The 17,768-nt window shown below is 39.1% G+C and carries 18 protein-coding genes and 1 pseudogene; 17 read left to right on the forward strand and 2 right to left on the reverse strand.

Annotated features, from left to right (window positions below; translation table 11 throughout):
• Positions 1–2 precede the first annotated feature (2 nt).
• The 13 genes and pseudogenes from AC1TO4_RS00590 to AC1TO4_RS00650 form a co-directional block, all read left to right on the forward strand.
• A complete protein-coding gene (locus tag AC1TO4_RS00590; RefSeq protein WP_482103724.1) occupies positions 3–1,787 on the forward strand; it encodes an ATP-binding protein in 1,785 nt (594 codons plus the stop codon).
• A gap of 272 nt (positions 1,788–2,059) precedes the next feature.
• Positions 2,060–2,533, forward strand: coding sequence for a JAB domain-containing protein (locus AC1TO4_RS00595; protein ID WP_482103725.1), 474 nt, complete (start codon positions 2,060–2,062; stop codon positions 2,531–2,533).
• A 39-nt stretch (positions 2,534–2,572) separates the two neighbouring features.
• Positions 2,573–2,770: a hypothetical protein gene (locus tag AC1TO4_RS00600; RefSeq protein ID WP_482103726.1), complete on the forward strand. Its 198-nt coding sequence runs from the start codon at positions 2,573–2,575 to the stop codon at positions 2,768–2,770.
• Positions 2,771–2,917: 147 nt separating this feature from the next.
• Positions 2,918–3,331, forward strand: coding sequence for a hypothetical protein (locus AC1TO4_RS00605; protein WP_482103727.1), 414 nt, complete (start codon positions 2,918–2,920; stop codon positions 3,329–3,331).
• A gap of 21 nt (positions 3,332–3,352) precedes the next feature.
• Positions 3,353–3,793, forward strand: coding sequence for a hypothetical protein (locus AC1TO4_RS00610; protein WP_482103728.1), 441 nt, complete (start codon positions 3,353–3,355; stop codon positions 3,791–3,793).
• A complete protein-coding gene (locus AC1TO4_RS00615; RefSeq protein WP_482103729.1) occupies positions 3,786–4,739 on the forward strand; it encodes a hypothetical protein in 954 nt (317 codons plus the stop codon). The genes AC1TO4_RS00610 and AC1TO4_RS00615 overlap by 8 nt, the downstream gene beginning before the upstream one ends.
• Entirely contained in the window at positions 4,736–5,311 is a 576-nt protein-coding gene (locus tag AC1TO4_RS00620; RefSeq protein WP_482103730.1) for a hypothetical protein, read from the forward strand. The genes AC1TO4_RS00615 and AC1TO4_RS00620 overlap by 4 nt, the downstream gene beginning before the upstream one ends.
• A gap of 756 nt (positions 5,312–6,067) precedes the next feature.
• The gene (locus AC1TO4_RS00625; protein ID WP_482103731.1) at positions 6,068–6,307 is read left to right on the forward strand and encodes a hypothetical protein; all 240 of its coding nucleotides are present in this window, start codon (positions 6,068–6,070) and stop codon (positions 6,305–6,307) included.
• Positions 6,308–6,437: 130 nt separating this feature from the next.
• On the forward strand, positions 6,438–6,707 hold the full coding sequence (locus tag AC1TO4_RS00630; protein WP_482103732.1) for a hypothetical protein: 270 nt from the start codon (positions 6,438–6,440) through the stop codon (positions 6,705–6,707).
• Positions 6,704–6,868, forward strand: a complete 165-nt coding sequence (locus tag AC1TO4_RS00635) for a hypothetical protein (protein WP_482103733.1) — start codon at positions 6,704–6,706, stop codon at positions 6,866–6,868. The genes AC1TO4_RS00630 and AC1TO4_RS00635 overlap by 4 nt, the downstream gene beginning before the upstream one ends.
• Positions 6,869–7,375: 507 nt before the next feature.
• Positions 7,376–7,960 carry a TetR/AcrR family transcriptional regulator gene (locus AC1TO4_RS00640; protein ID WP_482103734.1) on the forward strand — a complete coding sequence of 195 codons (585 nt, stop codon included), beginning with the start codon at positions 7,376–7,378 and terminating at the stop codon, positions 7,958–7,960.
• Complete coding sequence (locus AC1TO4_RS00645; protein ID WP_482103735.1) at positions 7,950–9,242, forward strand: cytosine permease; 1,293 nt, start codon at positions 7,950–7,952, stop codon at positions 9,240–9,242. The genes AC1TO4_RS00640 and AC1TO4_RS00645 overlap by 11 nt, the downstream gene beginning before the upstream one ends.
• A pseudogene (locus AC1TO4_RS00650) lies at positions 9,226–9,327 on the forward strand (S-methyl thiohydantoin desulfurase domain-containing protein); the annotation flags it as partial. The gene AC1TO4_RS00645 and the pseudogene AC1TO4_RS00650, both read left to right, overlap by 17 nt.
• Before the next feature lie 328 nt (positions 9,328–9,655).
• On the opposite strand, the gene AC1TO4_RS00655 reads toward AC1TO4_RS00650, so the two are convergent.
• Positions 9,656–11,701, reverse strand: coding sequence for a catalase (locus AC1TO4_RS00655; RefSeq protein WP_482103736.1), 2,046 nt, complete (start codon positions 11,699–11,701; stop codon positions 9,656–9,658).
• Between the two features lie 837 nt (positions 11,702–12,538).
• Here AC1TO4_RS00655 and AC1TO4_RS00660 point away from each other — a divergent pair.
• From AC1TO4_RS00660 to AC1TO4_RS00670, 3 genes are all read left to right on the forward strand, one after another.
• The gene (locus AC1TO4_RS00660) at positions 12,539–12,895 is read left to right on the forward strand and encodes a hypothetical protein (protein ID WP_482103737.1); all 357 of its coding nucleotides are present in this window, start codon (positions 12,539–12,541) and stop codon (positions 12,893–12,895) included.
• A gap of 254 nt (positions 12,896–13,149) precedes the next feature.
• Positions 13,150–13,389: a hypothetical protein gene (locus tag AC1TO4_RS00665; RefSeq protein WP_482103738.1), complete on the forward strand. Its 240-nt coding sequence runs from the start codon at positions 13,150–13,152 to the stop codon at positions 13,387–13,389.
• A gap of 184 nt (positions 13,390–13,573) precedes the next feature.
• A complete protein-coding gene (locus AC1TO4_RS00670) occupies positions 13,574–14,314 on the forward strand; it encodes a pirin family protein (protein WP_482103739.1) in 741 nt (246 codons plus the stop codon).
• Between the two features lie 77 nt (positions 14,315–14,391).
• Here AC1TO4_RS00670 and AC1TO4_RS00675 read toward each other — a convergent pair whose 3' ends face one another.
• Positions 14,392–15,180 carry a helix-turn-helix domain-containing protein gene (locus AC1TO4_RS00675; protein ID WP_482103740.1) on the reverse strand — a complete coding sequence of 263 codons (789 nt, stop codon included), beginning with the start codon at positions 15,178–15,180 and terminating at the stop codon, positions 14,392–14,394.
• A gap of 757 nt (positions 15,181–15,937) precedes the next feature.
• Between AC1TO4_RS00675 and AC1TO4_RS00680 the strand changes: the two genes are divergently transcribed.
• Positions 15,938–17,737, forward strand: coding sequence for a DNA/RNA non-specific endonuclease (locus AC1TO4_RS00680; protein WP_482103741.1), 1,800 nt, complete (start codon positions 15,938–15,940; stop codon positions 17,735–17,737).
• The last annotated feature ends 31 nt before the right edge of the window (positions 17,738–17,768 follow it).

Below are 17,768 nucleotides of genomic sequence, written 5' to 3' on the forward strand. Positions count from 1 at the left end.
ATATGACTAAAGACAACCAATTAAGAGTTCGCAGTTTTGAAAACAACAAAATTATTATTGAAATTATTGACTTCAAAAAATGGAGAGAAGAAAATACAGGCGCTCATATTAAAATTGGATCATTTCTAAAAATTGAAGATGGTAATTCTAAAAGTGTTGTTACTATGGTTCATAGTTTTAAAATGGCTGAGGAATCCTTGGGCGAAGAAGTAGTAGCAGGTGAAGAATACTCAGGAAATTTTATATTGGAAACCCATCCAATCGGGCAGTTGGAAGAACTGGAAGGTGACGTTAAATTTATAAAAGGACTTAAAAATATTAGTATCCCCCCTACTTCCGTTGGTTTATTACAAGAAGAAGAATTACAAGGTATATTCGAAAATAAAAACCAACCCTTTACTTTTTCAAAACATTCTAGCAATCCTAATATAAATATTATTATCGATGGAGATAAGTTTTTTTCAAAACACCTTGCTGTAGTCGGTTCTACTGGATCGGGAAAATCATGCACAGTAGCCAAAATAATTCAAGAAGCTAATAAAAGCGAGAGTATGAATTTACAAAATACCCATATTTTAATTTTCGATATTCATGGGGAGTATCAGACTGCTTTTGAAAATAAAACAAGATATTTAAGTATAGAAAATAAAGGTTTAAATTTACCATACTGGCTTATGAATGCTGAAGAATTAGAGGACTTCTTTATCGAATCAAACGAATCCAATTCTCACAATCAAGTTTCACAGTTTAAAAAAGCTGTTATATGTAATAAAATAAAGCATAACCCCGATTTGAATGTTAATTATGATAGTCCCGTTTTTTTCAATTTACAGGAGGTTCTCTGTTATTTGGATAACAAAAATAGAGAATCCCATTACATTTCGGAGGAACAGGAATACTATGCAATTTTGGATCAAAAAATAGCTCGCTCTGAAAATGTAATCATTGAAGAAATGTGGTCTAAAATGGATTTTCTTCAGTTAACGGGTAATGCAAAAAATGTGCAACTAAACTCTAAGATAGCAAAAGGTACATTTCATGGTGAATTCGATAGATTTTTATCTAGATTTGAAACCAAAATATTAGATGACAGATTAAGCTTTATGCTAGGAAATAATGAATCAAAAACAGAAGATTTTTATAATATCATTAAAAACATTTTAGGTTATTCAAATCAGAATGAACCCAATTCAAACATCACGATAATAGATTTAAGCTCATTACCATTTGAAGTCGTATCTATTGTTGTATCAATAATATCCAGATTTTCCTTTGAATATTGCTATCATAAAACTAGATTAACTAATAAAAACGAAACACCTTATTTATTGGTGTTTGAAGAAGCCCATAAATATATCCCTAAGCTTGGTGATGCAAAGTATAGGAACACCAGGATAGCGGTGGAAAGAATAGCAAAGGAAGGAAGAAAGTATGGTCTTTCTTGCATGATAGTGTCACAGCGACCATCTGAAATTTCACCAACTGTATTTTCACAATGCAGTAACTTTGTTGTAATGCGTCTTACTAATCCCGACGATCAATCCTATGTTAAACGTTTACTTCCTGATAGCTTCTCTGGATACACAGATTCTTTATCCACATTGGAAACTAGAGAGGCCCTGTTAGTAGGTGACTCAGTGTCGACTCCTTGTGCTGTAGTAATCAATAATGCCAATCCACTACCTAAATCAGAGGATATTAAGTTTCTGGAAAAGTGGAGACAAGATTGGAAAGAAGTAGACTTTGAAAAAGTCTTTGCGACTATCATGCAGAATAAAACAGAGTAAATGGAGTGTACATTGTAGACATACTGCATGGCAAATTGTGCTCAAGAGTAATTCCTTTACGATCCTACAGTGGTATTTAATATATTCAGTGTAACATCTGGTTTATTAAATATATAATATTAATGGGAATAGCAGTTCAAACGTCTTGTTAGCATAAAAGAAGTATCCATTTCCCAGAAGAAGGTTTTGAATTGCTATTATGTATAAGGTCAACGTCAGTCCTAATTCCTTTCGAGGAGTTAGGGCTATTTATATTTTGAGAAGTAATATTAATGAATTATTACAAAGAAGAAAAGATGAAGCAATTAGAACTATTAGAAGTGAAGGAAGATTTATTAAGGAAGTTTCCGGAAAAAAGAGTAAACATCGTTTCACTGAAAGTCATCAAGGAGTCAAGTCTGCTGTACGAAGGACGCCAGATCCGTTCACCACTGGACGGCTATGAAATCATTCGTACGTTCTTGGAAGATGCAGATTGCGAAATGTTTGTTGCGATGGCACTTGATACGAAGAATCAACCAACAAACATCCAATTTTGTCATATTGGTAGTCTGAATGCTGCAATTTTTCATCCACGTGAAACCATGGAAATGGCAATCCAGAGCAATGCATCGTCAATCGTTATCTTTCACAATCATCTTAGCGGTAGACCTCCACTTTCGCCGGAAGATCATAGTGTAACTAAACGTTTGAAAGCAGCAGGTGAAATTATTAGGATAACTGCTAGACCATCTAATTTTCGGTGATGATACATTTCTGTCATTTAAAGAGAAAGGGTATCTATAATGAAAAACCTACCAAATGATGAAAGGAAACTTTCCAAAGAACTTCATTGGTTCAGTAATACTTTATTAACAGAGTTTGGCGTAGAAACTGCAATTGAAGAGATTGCGGCTGAGGCAACTGAGTTAGGTTTGGATGAAGTGGATGATGAATTTTATCCTAAAGGGTTGTTTGAAGTAGTTGTATACGTGAATATCTAATCTTCTTTATATTTTCACACAATTTGGCGAAATTTTTGTAGTTGTTTGTTGCCAGGGTACCGAATTACTGATTGAATCTTCAATACTCTTGGTGGTACTATGGGAGTAGTCTTAAAGGTATAAAATAAAAGTATGGGGTGACTTGAAATGTTAAACGGCCAGTTTAAGAAAGGCTCGATTCAAAAGTTTGAAAAATCCGTGGAGTTGCATAATAAAGAGGTTGAGAAAATGGTACTCCACTCTGAAGGGCTGTTGGAGGAACGTCAATCGCTGAAAAATCAGCTTGAGCACACTTGGGAAGTATTAAATAGCATTCGGAATAAACCCGAACCGCTTCATCTCGAGGTGGAACAAATCAAATTAGAGTTCACAAAGTTCGAGCATTTCATCACGGAAATACAATCGGAAATTGAGAAGAGTTTTAAAAGCACTGTAGGAGGGGCGGGTGCAGGAATAGCTGCAGGCGCAGGTGTTGCTGCATTCGGACCGACTGCTGCGATGGCTATTGCTACGACGTTTGGGACGGCTTCTACAGGGACTGCCATTGCAGGTTTGTCTTGAGCGGCGGCGACCAATGCCGCATTGGCGTGGCTTGGTGGAGGTGCCGCAAAAGCGGGTGGCGGTGGAATGGCTGCGGGAAATGCACTTCTTGCACTTGCGGGGCCGGTTGGTTGGGCAATCGGCGGGGGATCACTAGTCGTGGCGGGTTTATTCAAAAGTGGAAAGAATAAGAAAATCGCGGAAGAGGCATTGGCAAAAGCTGCCCAGATTAAAGCATCCACAAAGGTTGTAAACGGGACAATCAATGAAATTGGTGAAACAAAGAAACTAGTCACTCTGACTAACAGGAAATTATATGAATTGACGTTGCAGATAGATATGAAATTGAGGGCAGTAAATTATGACTTTACTTTGATTGAACATGATTCCGACCATCTTTATTCTTTGGGTTCCCTAGTGAATAATGCACACGCTGCTGGGGAGTTATTGAACAGGCCGGTAGGTGCCAAGTCCTATGACTGATTTCACTTCTTATCTAAAGGGGAATTATTCCGATTTTCTTGAAGTGAAAGATTCTAGACTGGAACAAAGTCATATCGATTCCCTTTTCAGTGAGTATAAGGAAATTGTTATACGTAATTTGATCGACCAGTTCGGAGTGGGAGCTTACATTGATGTATATAAAGAAGGTGGTACTGTTACGACGCTACATAACGCTAAGAAAGGTGTATTTGCGACGAGTGATGATGAAGATCGATTCACTTATCAATATAACAGGAAAGAAAAAAGAACTAAGGATATGTACGATAGCAAATTGCCAGGCATGAGAAAGGCGACTTTCAAAAGTGGGGAGAAAATCGTTGATGCTTATACTGGTAATGAATTGCCAAGAGACAGCCGCGCAAATATCGATCATGTTGTTGCAGCTTCGAAAATACAGAAGAATGACGAGGCAAGGCTGTATATGAGCGACCAGGAACGCAGTGAAATGGCTACTTCCCCAACTAATTTAGCTTGGACAGATAGCGGATTGAATCAGTCAAAAAACGACAAAGACTTGACGAAATGGATGGATGATAGCGGCAATAAGAACTTGAATGGCGAAAAGAATGCGGAAAGGTTTGGCGTTAATCGGGATGCCGCTGAGACAATCAATAATAAAGCGAAGAAAACGATTGAGCAGGAAATAAAGAGGAAGAAGAAAGAGTATTATGTCGAGAAAATTAGGGATACGAGCGTTGTGCAAGGCCACGAACTTGGGAAAAGGCAGGCTATTGGCTTTTTATTATATGAATTCCAAAAGGTTTTTTTCCGGGAGATGAAAAACTATTTCAGACAATTTCCTAGTTTTACGACAATCTCCAGTAAAATCAGCGAGTTCACCAATGCATGTAAGCGAGTGGCAATATCGTTACGATATTCATCAATACCTTCGCCTCGACGGCAAAAAACATGGTGCGGGTGTTGAATGAAGGAATCCAGGCACTGATTAGGGCATTTGTTTTATTGGTGAAAAGGCCGAAAGAATTAACCACTAGTGAAGCGGTAAAGGAAGCGCTGAAAATTGTCGCAGCAGCCGTTTCCACGGCAATCGGTGTGGGATTGACGGAAACGTTCATACTTTATTTGAAAACCACCCCGATAGCCCCTTTCGCAAGCCTAGTAGGTGGAATTTTAGGCGGAATATTGACTGGGATTGTAACAGCAACAATCGTCTACGCTATAGACAATTTAGGCGGGATTTTGAAAGACCTTATTAAAGTCATGGACACAATCGTCTACAACTTTAAGGTCTCGGCAAAGGATTTAAGAGTGAAATACGAGGCAGTGTTAGAAAAGATAGATAAAGAATATTCGAAAATACTCAATGAAATTTGCCGAGAATATGAGGCATTGTATACCATGACGAAAAATGCATATGACGCCACCCTCGCACCTGAAGAACAATTCCAAAATACCACTCTCTTGGCTTCGGAATTGAATGTTAAATCTGAGAAAGTGCTGATGAAAAAACAAGATATCCTCGACTTTTTCAAATAATTTTGGAGTACCCAATAGCGTTGCATAGCTGTAAAAATACTTACAAATTATAGTGTTAGACCTCCAAGGTGTTTGAAGAAAACAAAAATGGTGCTCCATCTGTAAAATAATAACTGACGACTAATTTCAGGTACCTTCAAGGTTGTATTCTGACAATCTACTACACTTACATATTTATGAACAGGAGATTAGATAGGTACTTGACTATCTAATCTCTAATGGTTTTTATACAATTGGGTGAATTGTTGGTTGCTTTTTGTTGCACAGGCACACAAACAATTAATAGATGACATGGTCCTCAATGAAAAATCATTCATCACAACATTGGGTATACCTGCAGTTCGATTCACTTCTCTTTAAGAACAAGTAGCCTTAGGGAGTTTGTAAGCAGGAAAAATGGTGACACGTAATATCAAACTTTCCGAGGTTGAGGGAATTTTTGAAGATTTCAACTAAGTTATGTAGCAATACACAAAAACCTCATATAGTGAAAAGGGGAGTCGACTATTTTGTCGTCTTCTTTTTTTATTTATTAATGAGCAGCTTAAACTGAAAACAAGCTTTTCTTCTTTCCTACTTCGTAATGCAGCCGGCTCCCAACAACTTGCCACAACACTTATTTGAATAACTCATAATTGATCCGATATAAAAGATATAGATAAGACACATATTATTAAGAAATGCTGGGGCACTCCCTGCGCATAGGGTACCCGATTTTTATATTTACTTAGTAGCTGCGAACTAGGAGGAAACGAAATGGATCAAGCACAACAAGAACAAAAGAGACACCTAGAACAACAACTCCAATGGACGGTGGAACAGGTCCGTATCTTGGATGAGATGCACGTCAAGCTACATGAAATGAAAAGGATAGCCGAATACGCTTTAACGGAAAACCTTTCAGTAAACGAAATTGAGAGGTTGAATGGAGAACTGGATACGTTGAAGACTGAATTCAGTTCTTTGGAACGGCAGCTATATCCAATACTTCACTAATTACTTATTGTTCCAATATAGGTTAAATTTCCTGTATACTAAAGTTTCATACGCCGACTTCTTATGGGGGATAGGAACCTGCAGAATCTACGCATATTTTATTTATCACGAATCCACTGGGGGAAGACAGATGGTATTTATGGAATACCTGAAAATCAGGCACACAGTCAAACCAGGAAAACGGCAGATCAAGGATCGTTCTGCAATGCAGTACAATAGCCGTCTCCTTAATCTGCAAAGATACAATATCTATAGCGGCGAACGAGCTGTAACGGATCAGATGCTGCGACAGATTCATGAGCATTATAAGAATACAACCAATGAGTATCAAAGAACGATTACATACTATATAGAGTTTATGGCATATCGTGAACAGCAAACGAATGGGAGTGGCTTATGAGAAGGTTGGGCGCAACTTTAGTGTTAGTCGGCTTGCTGGTCGGGTGTACTAATGGGTTGTATGACAAAGCAATGGAGCAAGGAAAACTGGCGCTTGCCAATGGTGAATTTCAAAAAGCGTTAGGGTCGTTTGAACTTACCAAAGATGAAAAAACTGAGTGACGATAACGCAAAGCAATACTATAAAGTTGTGAATGAGTTTTTAGGAGTGAAGCATGACGTAGAAGAAGGCAATGCTTAAATTTCGCGTACCTGTGCACGATATTATTCAGTCAATTAACTACAATTACATACTTATAAACTAGAGAAAAGATAAGTATCTGAATATCTAATATCTAATGTTTTTTATACAATTGGTTGAATTGTTTTTTGTTCCACAGGAACCACACAATTAGTGGGTACGGTCCACTCTGTAGCGAAATTAAAGAAAGAACCTATCGTATTACTGGGCTACGGCCTTGTCGTGATTGAAGTGAGAGTCTTCTTCGGTAAACAGATAAAAAATCAGCCATGCACCATAAATGGCTGATTTTTTTGTGCGTTTTTATTCGGTATGAAACTATGTTCAAAAACGAAAAAAATATACTAAAACAATATTCGGAATGTTGTTGATTTCCAATAACTGTAGTTGTATTATGGACCTAATAACTATTAGGCGGTGTAAGTGTAGTGAAAGAAAAAATATTGGAAGCGACAATTTACCATTATTCACGATACGGTTATCAAGGGGCCACGATGCAAAAAATCGCTACAGAAGTTGGCATTAAGCCGGCTTCGATCTATTTTTTTTATCAAGACAAAGAAGCTGTATTTGTTGCAGCTTTTAAAAAATTATTGGGGGAGCATTTTAGTCAGATGAAAAAAATTATGGCTGAAGTGGAAAATTCCCCAATAGAAGAGATATTCTCCACTCTGCTGCACGGGACTGTCTCTTATCATAAAAAGAACGAAAATAAAACGATGGCGTATATTTCATTGCTTACCTCCCCACCTCCAGAAATTAGGCAGTTTCTGAAAAGACATATGGAGCAATTCGATGAGTGGCTCATTCAATCGTTGAAAACTTCTTTAAAACGTGACTATCCATCCATTTCAGAGCAACAAAATATCAACTTGACAAAACAATTTCTTTTGATAATGGATGGGTTATTCTGGGAAATTAATCTGTACGATGATAAAGCTTTATTTGAGCAAATCCAACATGCATTTCAACTAGTAATTCTTATGTTAACGGGGATTGAAAATGCAAAATGATTATGCACGAGAAGTAGTACCTATGAACGAACGTAAGAAATGGCTATCCATCAGTATGATCTGGATCGCTGTCGGAATTGATTTATCCGCAATGATTTTTGGCGCAGAACTTGGCGCAGGAATGGCTTTTAATGACGCCTTGCTTGCTGTGGTGATCGGATCTCTGATATTGGGTGTTTTAGCTGCATTTTGTGCATACGTTGGAGCAGCAACTGGATTATCCACTTCTATGATTTCTCGCTCCGCCTTTGGAACTTCAGGAGCGAAAATTGTTTCGGCATTACTCGCCATCTCGTTAATGGGCTGGTTTGGTGTACAGGCTGGCTTTTTTGCCGAAAATGCGTCCGTCGCAATTACTAATGCAATCGGAATTCATTTACCAATTCCACTTCTCGCTGGAGTAGGTGGATTGCTGATGATGATGACGGCAATGTATGGTTACCGTGCGATAGAAAAGTTAAGTTCTTGGTCGGTTCCGCTGGTAATCGTATTAGTTATTCTGGCAGTCGGAATGGCCATCAGTAAATTTGGCACAGCTGGTATTGCGGCACCTGTAGAAAATACATTCTCATTAGGAATGGCCATTTCACTTGTGATTAGCATCTTTGTCGTGGGTGCAGTCATTTCCCCGGACATATCAAGATGGGCACGAACAAAAAAAGATGCAGTTTTAGCATCATTCTTTGGTTTCTTTATTGGTAATAGTTTTATATTGGTCATTGCGATGATTCTATCCCGTATCATGAACGAAGACAATCTGACGACGATCATGCTGACTGTTGGACTTGGAATTCCAGGCATTCTCGTCTTGATTTTGGCGCAGTGGACAACGAACACAAGTAATGCTTACTCTTCTGGACTTGGCTTAGCTGTTATTTTCACGAAGACTAGTAAAGCGAAGTTGACACTTGCTGCAGGTACAATCGGAACTCTTATGGCTGTTTTAGGGATTTACGGAAACTTCATTAATTTCCTAAGTATCATCACGATGTTCATCGCACCAATAGGCGGTGTATATACGGCCATTTACTATATTGGCGGTGCAAAAATGCTTTCATTCGAATCAACTGCGCAGTACCATGTATACCCGATAATCGCTTGGGGGACAGGGACATTGGTGAGTTGGCTAACACTGGAGAATCCAATTGGAATGGAACTTTTCACTCTAACGACAATTCCGTCTCTTGATAGTTTCATCATTGCTTTTGCTACACAGACAGTTTTTTGTTTAGTCGTTAAACGTCAATTATCAAGGGAGAATCAGTATGAAGTGGTTAAATAAAGAAGATATAGAGCACATTGCAATCGGGGCAGCAGTCCTAGGAACAGGTGGAGGTGGAGATCCATATATCGGGAAATTAATAGCTTGACATGCTATCCAAAAGTATGGGCCAGTTCAGGTAATTACGATGGATGAACTAAAGTGTCACGTACCTGTGCATGACACTATTCTGTAAATTTATTGCAATTGTATAATAATAAAAATGAAATCAGATATTCGCATGAAAATCTTAATACCTTGAATATTTATTCAGAGGTGTGAATTGTTTGTCATTGTGTCTCGCACAGGTACGGGTCACTTAACAAAAGAAATCAATCAACAAAAAATATGAGGAGATAGAAGAGTACGTATTTCGAAAATAGTACCCCTCTAATCCTCGATTTAGATTGCTCTCTTTTTCTGATGGAATTTAATCAAACTAACTTCCTCTGCCAGAAACGGTGGGCAGCAATCGCCTCAACAAATTCTGTCACAAAATCTGTAATGTCAGTTTCCGAAATTACGCCCGGTTGTCCTTCAAAATGATTTACTTCCAGCCATTGGATGCCTTCACCGGTTGCACCAATCGGCTTATAGTGTGAAAATGCCTCATCAATGAAGTAGGCTGCATCCTTGTTGAACTTTTTACTTTTGTTACTGCCCCTTATCATATAAACAGCATCAAATAACACCGACTTCGCAGTTAAAAAGGTATGTTCCGCTTTTACCTTAACTTCATTTGTACCCTGCACTGTTCCAATGTTTTCACTGATAATTTCCGGCATAAGGCCTTCATTAATCAATCTGTCTAGCACATATTGAACCTCTGGACCATTGAATCCCTTCGTCAGTATTACAGCGATCTTACGTGTTTTTTCTGATTTTGTTGTATTTTCCTGGCTGAGGGCTGGGGAAGATTTTGTTATGGTCGAACCGCCCCCTTTAGGAGGATTTGCCCCGATATTTACCGCAAAGACGGTCGCTAATTCAAGACTCACATTGGCAAACATATCCACCACCTGCTGTTTGACCGATTCACTTTTGACTTTCTCTAGTTCGAAGCTGAACGCATCAATGATATGCATTTTTTCAGGTGGGCTCATACTGTTCCAAAAAAGGGTAGCCTGTGAAAAATGGTCTGCAAAACTGTCACTTCGGGCACGGATTTTAACGCCTTCCACCTTTTCCTGATAGGAGGCATATCCCCCTTCCTCCACACTTGCAGGCGCCGGGGTGTCACCAGCCAAGGAGTTTCGGTGATAACTCACTTTCCCGAGATTGATGGTCTGGCGATGGAAGCCCTCCCGTTGATTGTTATGGAACGGTACAACCGGTCTGTTAATGGGTATTTCATGAAAGTTAGGTCCGCCCAGACGGAGTAATTGCGTATCTAAGTACGAAAACAAGCGCCCCTGTAATAATGGATCATTCGTAAAATCAATTCCAGGTACAACATTGCCCAAATGAAACGCAACTTGTTCTGTTTCAGCAAAGAAATTGTCTACATTCCGATTCAGGGTCATCTTTCCAATGATGGTTACTGGAATGTCTTCTTCCGGCCAAATCTTTGTCGCATCCAATATGTCGAACTCCAGACTGAATTCGTCCTCTTCGGCAAGAATCTGAACGCCCAATTCATATTCCGGATAAAACCCTTTTTCAATGGCACCCCATAAGTCATTACGATGAAAGTCAGGATCGATGCCTGTCAGTTTACGGGCCTCGTCCCAGACAAAGGAATGCGTTCCTAATGCAGGCTTCCAATGGAATTTCACAAAATGGGCTTTTCCCTGATCATTGACAAGGCGAAATGTATGGACGCCAAATCCTTCCATCATCCGAAAGCTACGTGGAATGGCGCGGTCTGACATAATCCACATAATCATATGTGCAGATTCCTGGTTATTGGCGACAAAATCCCAAAACGTGTCGTGGGCAGTAGAGGCTTGCGGGATATCGTTATCAGGCTCCGGTTTGAAGGCATGTACAAGATCTGGGAATTTAATAGCATCTTGGATGAAAAATACAGGAATATTATTCCCAACTAGATCATAGTTTCCTTCTTCCGTATAGAATTTAGTCGCAAATCCTCTGGCATCCCGAACCGTATCCGCAGAACCACGGGCCCCATTTACAGTAGAAAATCGGACAAATACGGGCGTCTTTTTGGACGTATCCTGCAGGAATTTCGCCCTAGTATACTCTTCCATGTTTTTGTATAACTGAAATTCCCCGTGCGCGGCAAAACCACGTGCATGAACGACCCTTTCTGGAATTCGTTCGTGGTCAAAGTGCGTTACTTTTTCGCGGAAATGAAAATCCTCCATTATAGTCGGCCCCCGCACGCCCGCTTTTAATGAAAATTCATCTTCTGACACTTTTAACCCCTGATTGGTTGTAAGTGTCTTGCCTTTATCATCAACCCGAAAAAATTCTAATTGCTCGTCCTTGCTGTTCTTCCTATCATTGCGCTCATCCATATAAATTCACTCCCTATCAATAAATGGTATGAGTCACTCTCAAATCTTATGATGAAAATCCACGTTTTCCTGTTCATCTATAAAAGGTAGCTAATGTTCCACTTTTATAATCATTAGGGCATTTCTTAGTCATTTGTGAATTTGTTTTACACCAGTTAATGAGAAATGAATTTGAAAAAAGTTAAATTGTGCATAATTTAATTTCGCGAACCTGTGCAATAAACTATTCAGTGAATTTATTACAATTGAATGATAATAAAAGTGAAATCAGATATTCGTGTGAAAAACTTTATACTATGAATACTTCTCCAGAGGTGTGAATTGTGTGTCATTGTGTCATGTACAGGTACGGTTCACTGAGTGTGCAGCGCCCTATTTAACGAAGTAACGACGGACCATATCAAGAACAGCCCGCTCAGTTTGATTCATAGCGTTCCAGTGTGTGCTTATACAGAAAGGTAAGTTGTCATAAAGAATATCCCCTATATTCTTTATATAGAAAGGAATTGAGGTTAAGAGGACATTAAGTGGAAAAAGTTTTGTGATTTAATTGAAAGATAGAAAATATATTTTTAAAAAAGTTCAGAGTGAAAGAGAGAATGCATGTGAAGGAATGGCGAGGGTACAGGTTTCTAATTGATATGGGCCACATTATATTTGAAGATGTGCTGAAACCTTATCAGGCGGCGATTGAAGAGGAAAACGCAATATAAGCCAGCTTTACTTTTCATGGATTTTTCAGATTCTTGCAGCCGTGCTTGACAAATGATTTGCTAAGACACGGCTACAAATTTATGTGGTACCCTATAAATAATCAAAATATTTGGAGGGGAAATAATGAAGATTACCATGGAAATGAGTAAAGGAGCCTATGAAGTAGCGAAAAAAGTTTATTCAGGTCAAATGAGTAGAAGCGAAGGGAAAGTTGAGATTTATAGGGTTACAGGTATGGTAGAAGGTTCTGCACAAGCTTTTATTACCATTTTTCTAGCTATGATGAATGGAGAAGAATATAAAAGAGCGTTTAACAACGATACAAATAAATTTTTGCTTGAAAGTATTAGACAAGACTTTGGTGAGCATCTCTACAAAGATGCTTTAAATGCCGTACAGAAGCATATAGACTATTACTCTACCTTAGGAAAAGGGAATTTATCTGGACTACAAAAAATTGTGAATCAAAAGAGATGTTAATCTACTTCTGGTGAAGAGGGTTTTAGTTCAACATAAAATTTCACGTACCTGTGCATGAAGCTATTCAGTAAATTCACTCCAACTGTATCATGCTAAAAGAAGTGTCAGATGTCTAAGAGGATATCTGCCCTTTTGTATGTTTATTAAAATATGTGGATGGTTCGTCATCTTTTCATTCATAGGTATGTGCACAAATGAACAGTAGAGCAATCTCTTGATATTTAATATTTCCTTAATAAATAGGAGGAAACAAGATGGATCAAGCACAACAAGAACAGAAGAAACACCTTGAACAACAGCTTCAATGGACTAGGGGACAGGTTCGTATTTTGGATGAGATGAACGTTAAGTTGCATGAAATGAAAAGGATAGCCGAATACGCTTTAGCAGAAAACCTATCAGCAATTGAAATTGAGAGGTTGAATGGTGAGCTGGCTACATTGAAGAATGAATTCAGTTCTCTAGTACGACAGCTATATCCAATACTTCACTAATTCCGGGTGTTAGTAGGTCCTTGGTTAATCCGGAAATTTCGTGTACCTGCGCGAGGAGCTATTCAGTACATTCAAAGCAATTGAGTAATAATAAAAGTAGAATCAAATATTCGCGTAAGAATCTTAGAGCATAACAGGTACGGTTTTTACTACTAAAAAAAGCAATTAAAGGAGTGCATGAAAAGTGAATATTTTACGGAATGAACAAGCTAATTCAAACGGTAGAGGTCCTTTTTCTCTACAAATTCGTCGACCCGGTTTAATCGATGGAAATTTGGAAAAAGAGGATTATGCATTTGGTCCACTTAGCCGAATTGATCATGCACATATCGGAAAAGGTGTAACGATAAGGATGCATGAACACATAAACGATGAAATTATAAGTTATATGTGGCAAGGCGAAATGCTACATGAAGATTCTACAGGCTTGAAAGAATCTTGCTCACCCACAAAGCAAATGCTAATGGGGGCTGGGAAAAGCTTCTTCCATCAGGAATCAACACCAACAGGTCCGGTTGAAATGCTTCAAATAATTATACGTCCGTCGGAAAAGGATTTTGAGCCACGCGTTCAATTTGCGGAAATGCAACTACCAGAAGTCAGTGAATGGCGTTTAATAGCAGGACCAACAGAATCAAATGCCCCACTTGAACTGCGTCAACAAATCATTGTTTACGATGTATATGGAAAAACAGACGAAGCTTTTATATTACCGATTACGGCCGGCTATACACCTTGGCTGTATGTAATGGACGGCGAAATTACTGCACATGGGGAAATCCTAGGTAAAGGTGATGCAATTTCAGGTACTGCGGAAGAGTTAACCAAAATCCAAATGACAAAGGATACAACCGTTGTGCTATTTCTAGTCGACCTAGAGGCGCCAATGACACTTGCTGGAAACTTTAGTGGCGTCAAACGCTAATAAATTGTTTCCAACATACTCTCCGAAGTTTCCAACAATATAAATGTCTGTCGGAAACTTGCTTCAAATACTTTATTTCATCGGTAGAAAAACCCCTCAAATGGCACGTCATAATCCATAAATACCTCACTAAACAAAGCCTTGTCGATGAGTTCGCGCAAGACGCCTGAATAATAGCCGGGCAGATTCCGAATATTTTTCACTTTTGTCGTTTGAATCGAAATACGAAGTGCTTGCATAGCCAATTGCTCGAACAGCTCTCCTTTGTCCTCGTGGATGCTAAACTTTAGCATTTGCAGGGACTGTTTTCGGTAGACGCCGTAAAAATTGCGCGCTAATTTACTATCACCGATTGTTGAAGAAAGAAGAGATTTCATCTTACCGAAAAGTGTTGTAGACACAATTTCCGGAGGAGACGTTCTTTTAAGATCTTTATTACTTAGCGCTTTAGAAAGAAAAGCTTCGGTTTGGGGTTTAGCAGGTTCAACCTCACTGCCAGAAGGCTTATCGTCAACCTTCGGGGTGTTCAATTTCGACTGGTCATTAGTAGGTTTAATGACATAAATGTTTGCGCCAAGACCGCTCATAACAGGACGGATATAGTGAATCCTTTCGATGATTTCGAGCTTTTCTAACTTGCGAATTGCGCGTCGGACAGTTGCATTGGATTTCTTGATGGCCTTTTCGATGGTTTCATGTTTTAAGTGGGCAGCGCCATATTTAACGGAGTAACGGCGAATCATATCGAGAACAGCCCGCTCAGTTTGGTTCATAGCGTTCCAGTGCGTGAGTACGTGTTGCCTTGTCGCCACGTCTAAATCATGTTTGTTTGTGAAGCGTGCGTATTCAGAAAGGTAAGTTGTCATAAAGAATATCCCCTTTATTCTTTATATAGAAGAAAATTGAGGTTTAGGGGACAATAAGTGAAAAATATTTTCGTCCGACAAATTTTGGGTGCAAAAAAATCTAATAACAGAGAATGGACGAGATCGTTTGCAGCGAAATGAACATTGCCTGAAACGCACAGCACTTACAGGTAGCTTAAGGATAATGATATAGTCTGAATTTCGCGTACCTGTGCATGCCACTATTAAATAAATAAACTATATGAAAATCAGAGATATTTGTTAATGTCTGATTTTTTTGTATGAGCACTCAAATGTATGAAATGTTCGGATCATTTTTTTGTATTTAGAAGACCTAAAGCTAATTGGTCAGGCTATAACTCCTAAGCCGTCTTCCATAAGGACCAGATATAACTAGATAAAAACAGTATCTGATGGCTAAAGTCATAATCGGAATATATTAATTGGGAAAACGCTTTAAATTATCCTTAATAAGTAACTTTCGATAAAACAACAATGATGTTAGAATTATCTAAACAATGTAAAATTAAATAGGTCAATTTGGAATGAAATGAAGTATTTCATTGAATCCACTATGACGCTGGGGGGCAATCAATGCCTCCCGCATATGCCCGTCTAATGCATTCGCATCTAACCAAGCGCTTTCAACTTTTCTTGTTACCCATTAGAAGGCGCATTCGCTTAGTTTGTATTCATATATTCAACATATATAGTAAAGCAAAATGAAGTGACGACAACTATTTTAAGGAGGGGAAACATGTCTACTAAACGACTTGATCAGTTTCAAAGTCTTACTGTGGAACTTGTAGATTTGCAACAACAACAAGCGTTAAAGCGTTACATCGCGCGTTCTAGTGAGCGTGAACGAATTGCTGGTGAACTGCAAACTAAAAACCCTATGGAGGTAGATACGCCTGAGCGGGTCGCGCTCCGTAAAGCAATTATTGATCCGCGGGATGGACTTGCAATCGAGCGTATTATTGGTCGGGATGATCTATTTCCAATTTCTTATCTTGAAGCAGGTCTACAAGCAGCCAATCCGGTTTGCAGAATCGAAATCCGTGATCGTATCGGCAGAGTTCTCGGACATGCTACAGGATTTCTTGTCTCACCTTCATTATTGCTTACGAATAATCATGTGTTGGAGAACGTCGATACGGCCCAGTTCAGCGTCGCACAATTCAACTTTGAAGTCGGTCTTGACTTAAAAGAACGTCCGATGAAATACTTCCGTCTAACACCAAAGCGTTTATTTATAACGGATCAAAATCTTGATTTCACGCTAGTCGCGATAGAGGAAGTATCTGCTGACGGCACAAATATAAGTGAATTTGGTTTCTTGCCGCTCATCCCGCAAACGGGCAAAGGGTTGGTTGGTGAATGCGTGTCAATCATTCAGCATCCTTCGGGGGCACCGAAAGCTGTAGCAATCAGAGAGAATCAAATTATGGATGTATTTGACGATTATATTCACTACTCAACAGATACCATGCCAGGATCTTCCGGTTCACCTGTCTATAATGACGAATGGATTGTCGTTTCCCTCCACCATGCAGGGGTTCCTGATCCAAAGAACCGGACTGAATTTATTGCCAATGAAGGGATTCGGATCAGCAGTATTATCCAGTTTATCGTGGAGCAAGGCGCAAATTTTAGTGATGATCAAAAAGTGTTGCTGAATGACATTGTGAAAGAGTGGGGAGTCCTTGACCATACTAGTGAAGAAATGGTCGTTGAGGAGTTAAGCAGCTCGTGGTATGAAGGGGCGACCGGTTATGACACTCAATTTCTTGGTGAAGCCTATGAAGTTCCTCATCCGAAATTCCGGTCGGATCTTGAACAGGATATTGCTTTGTTAAAGGACGGAAGCAATGTTCTACAGTATACGCATTTTTCAATTGTCATGAGCAAGTCACGTCGTTTAGCGTATTATACGGTGGTGAATATTGATGGCAATCAATTAGTGAAGATTGGCCGTAATGACAAATGGTATCTCGATTCCCGTATCGAAACAGAGTACCAGTGTGGCCCAGAATTATATAAAAATAATTCGCTTGATCGGGGGCATCTTGTCCGCAGGCTGGATCCTGTTTGGGGAGATTCGGCGGAAAAGGCGAATAAGGATACGTTCCATTTTACAAATTGTGCGCCCCAGCAAAGTAAACTGAATCAGCAAAGTTGGCTGGATCTGGAGAATTATATTTTAGACAATGCCAAAAACGCGAATCTTAAAGTGACGGTGTTCACTGGGCCTGTTTTTCGGTTGGATGACGTTATTTACAGGGGCGTTCAGATACCGGCAGAGTTTTGGAAAATAGCTGTCATTGTTAAGAAAGATGGAAATCTATCTGCAACCGCATATTTGCAAACTCAAAAGAACCTTATTGAGGATTTGGAATTTGCGTATGGAGAATATAAAACATATCAAGTACCTATTTCAAAAATTGAAGCGATTACAGGTCTTGATTTTGATAATTTACGTAATCACGACCCACTCAATCAATTGGAATCGACAATAGGATATGTCATTGATGTACCCGGGGATATTAAACTCTGAAAAAAAGCTATTGCTCACCTAAGTGGAAGCA

Source organism: Sporosarcina sp. Y838 (assembly GCF_056786515.1).

Excerpts from the sequence above, each read along its gene's own strand:
- AC1TO4_RS00635 (WP_482103733.1), top strand. The coding sequence starts at position 6,704 with ATGAGAAGGTTGGGCGCAACTTTAGTGTTAGTCGGCTTGCTGGTCGGG.
- AC1TO4_RS00600 (WP_482103726.1), top strand. The coding sequence starts at position 2,573 with ATGAAAAACCTACCAAATGATGAAAGGAAACTTTCCAAAGAACTTCAT.
- AC1TO4_RS00605 (WP_482103727.1), top strand. The coding sequence starts at position 2,918 with ATGTTAAACGGCCAGTTTAAGAAAGGCTCGATTCAAAAGTTTGAAAAA.
- AC1TO4_RS00630 (WP_482103732.1), top strand. The coding sequence starts at position 6,438 with ATGGTATTTATGGAATACCTGAAAATCAGGCACACAGTCAAACCAGGA.
- AC1TO4_RS00595 (WP_482103725.1), top strand. The coding sequence starts at position 2,060 with ATGAATTATTACAAAGAAGAAAAGATGAAGCAATTAGAACTATTAGAA.
- AC1TO4_RS00625 (WP_482103731.1), top strand. The coding sequence starts at position 6,068 with ATGGATCAAGCACAACAAGAACAAAAGAGACACCTAGAACAACAACTC.
- AC1TO4_RS00645 (WP_482103735.1), top strand. The coding sequence starts at position 7,950 with ATGCAAAATGATTATGCACGAGAAGTAGTACCTATGAACGAACGTAAG.
- AC1TO4_RS00615 (WP_482103729.1), top strand. The coding sequence starts at position 3,786 with ATGACTGATTTCACTTCTTATCTAAAGGGGAATTATTCCGATTTTCTT.
- AC1TO4_RS00590 (WP_482103724.1), top strand. The coding sequence starts at position 3 with ATGACTAAAGACAACCAATTAAGAGTTCGCAGTTTTGAAAACAACAAA.
- AC1TO4_RS00655 (WP_482103736.1), bottom strand. The coding sequence starts at position 11,701 with ATGGATGAGCGCAATGATAGGAAGAACAGCAAGGACGAGCAATTAGAA.
- AC1TO4_RS00665 (WP_482103738.1), top strand. The coding sequence starts at position 13,150 with ATGGATCAAGCACAACAAGAACAGAAGAAACACCTTGAACAACAGCTT.
- AC1TO4_RS00680 (WP_482103741.1), top strand. The coding sequence starts at position 15,938 with ATGTCTACTAAACGACTTGATCAGTTTCAAAGTCTTACTGTGGAACTT.
- AC1TO4_RS00660 (WP_482103737.1), top strand. The coding sequence starts at position 12,539 with ATGAAGATTACCATGGAAATGAGTAAAGGAGCCTATGAAGTAGCGAAA.
- AC1TO4_RS00675 (WP_482103740.1), bottom strand. The coding sequence starts at position 15,180 with ATGACAACTTACCTTTCTGAATACGCACGCTTCACAAACAAACATGAT.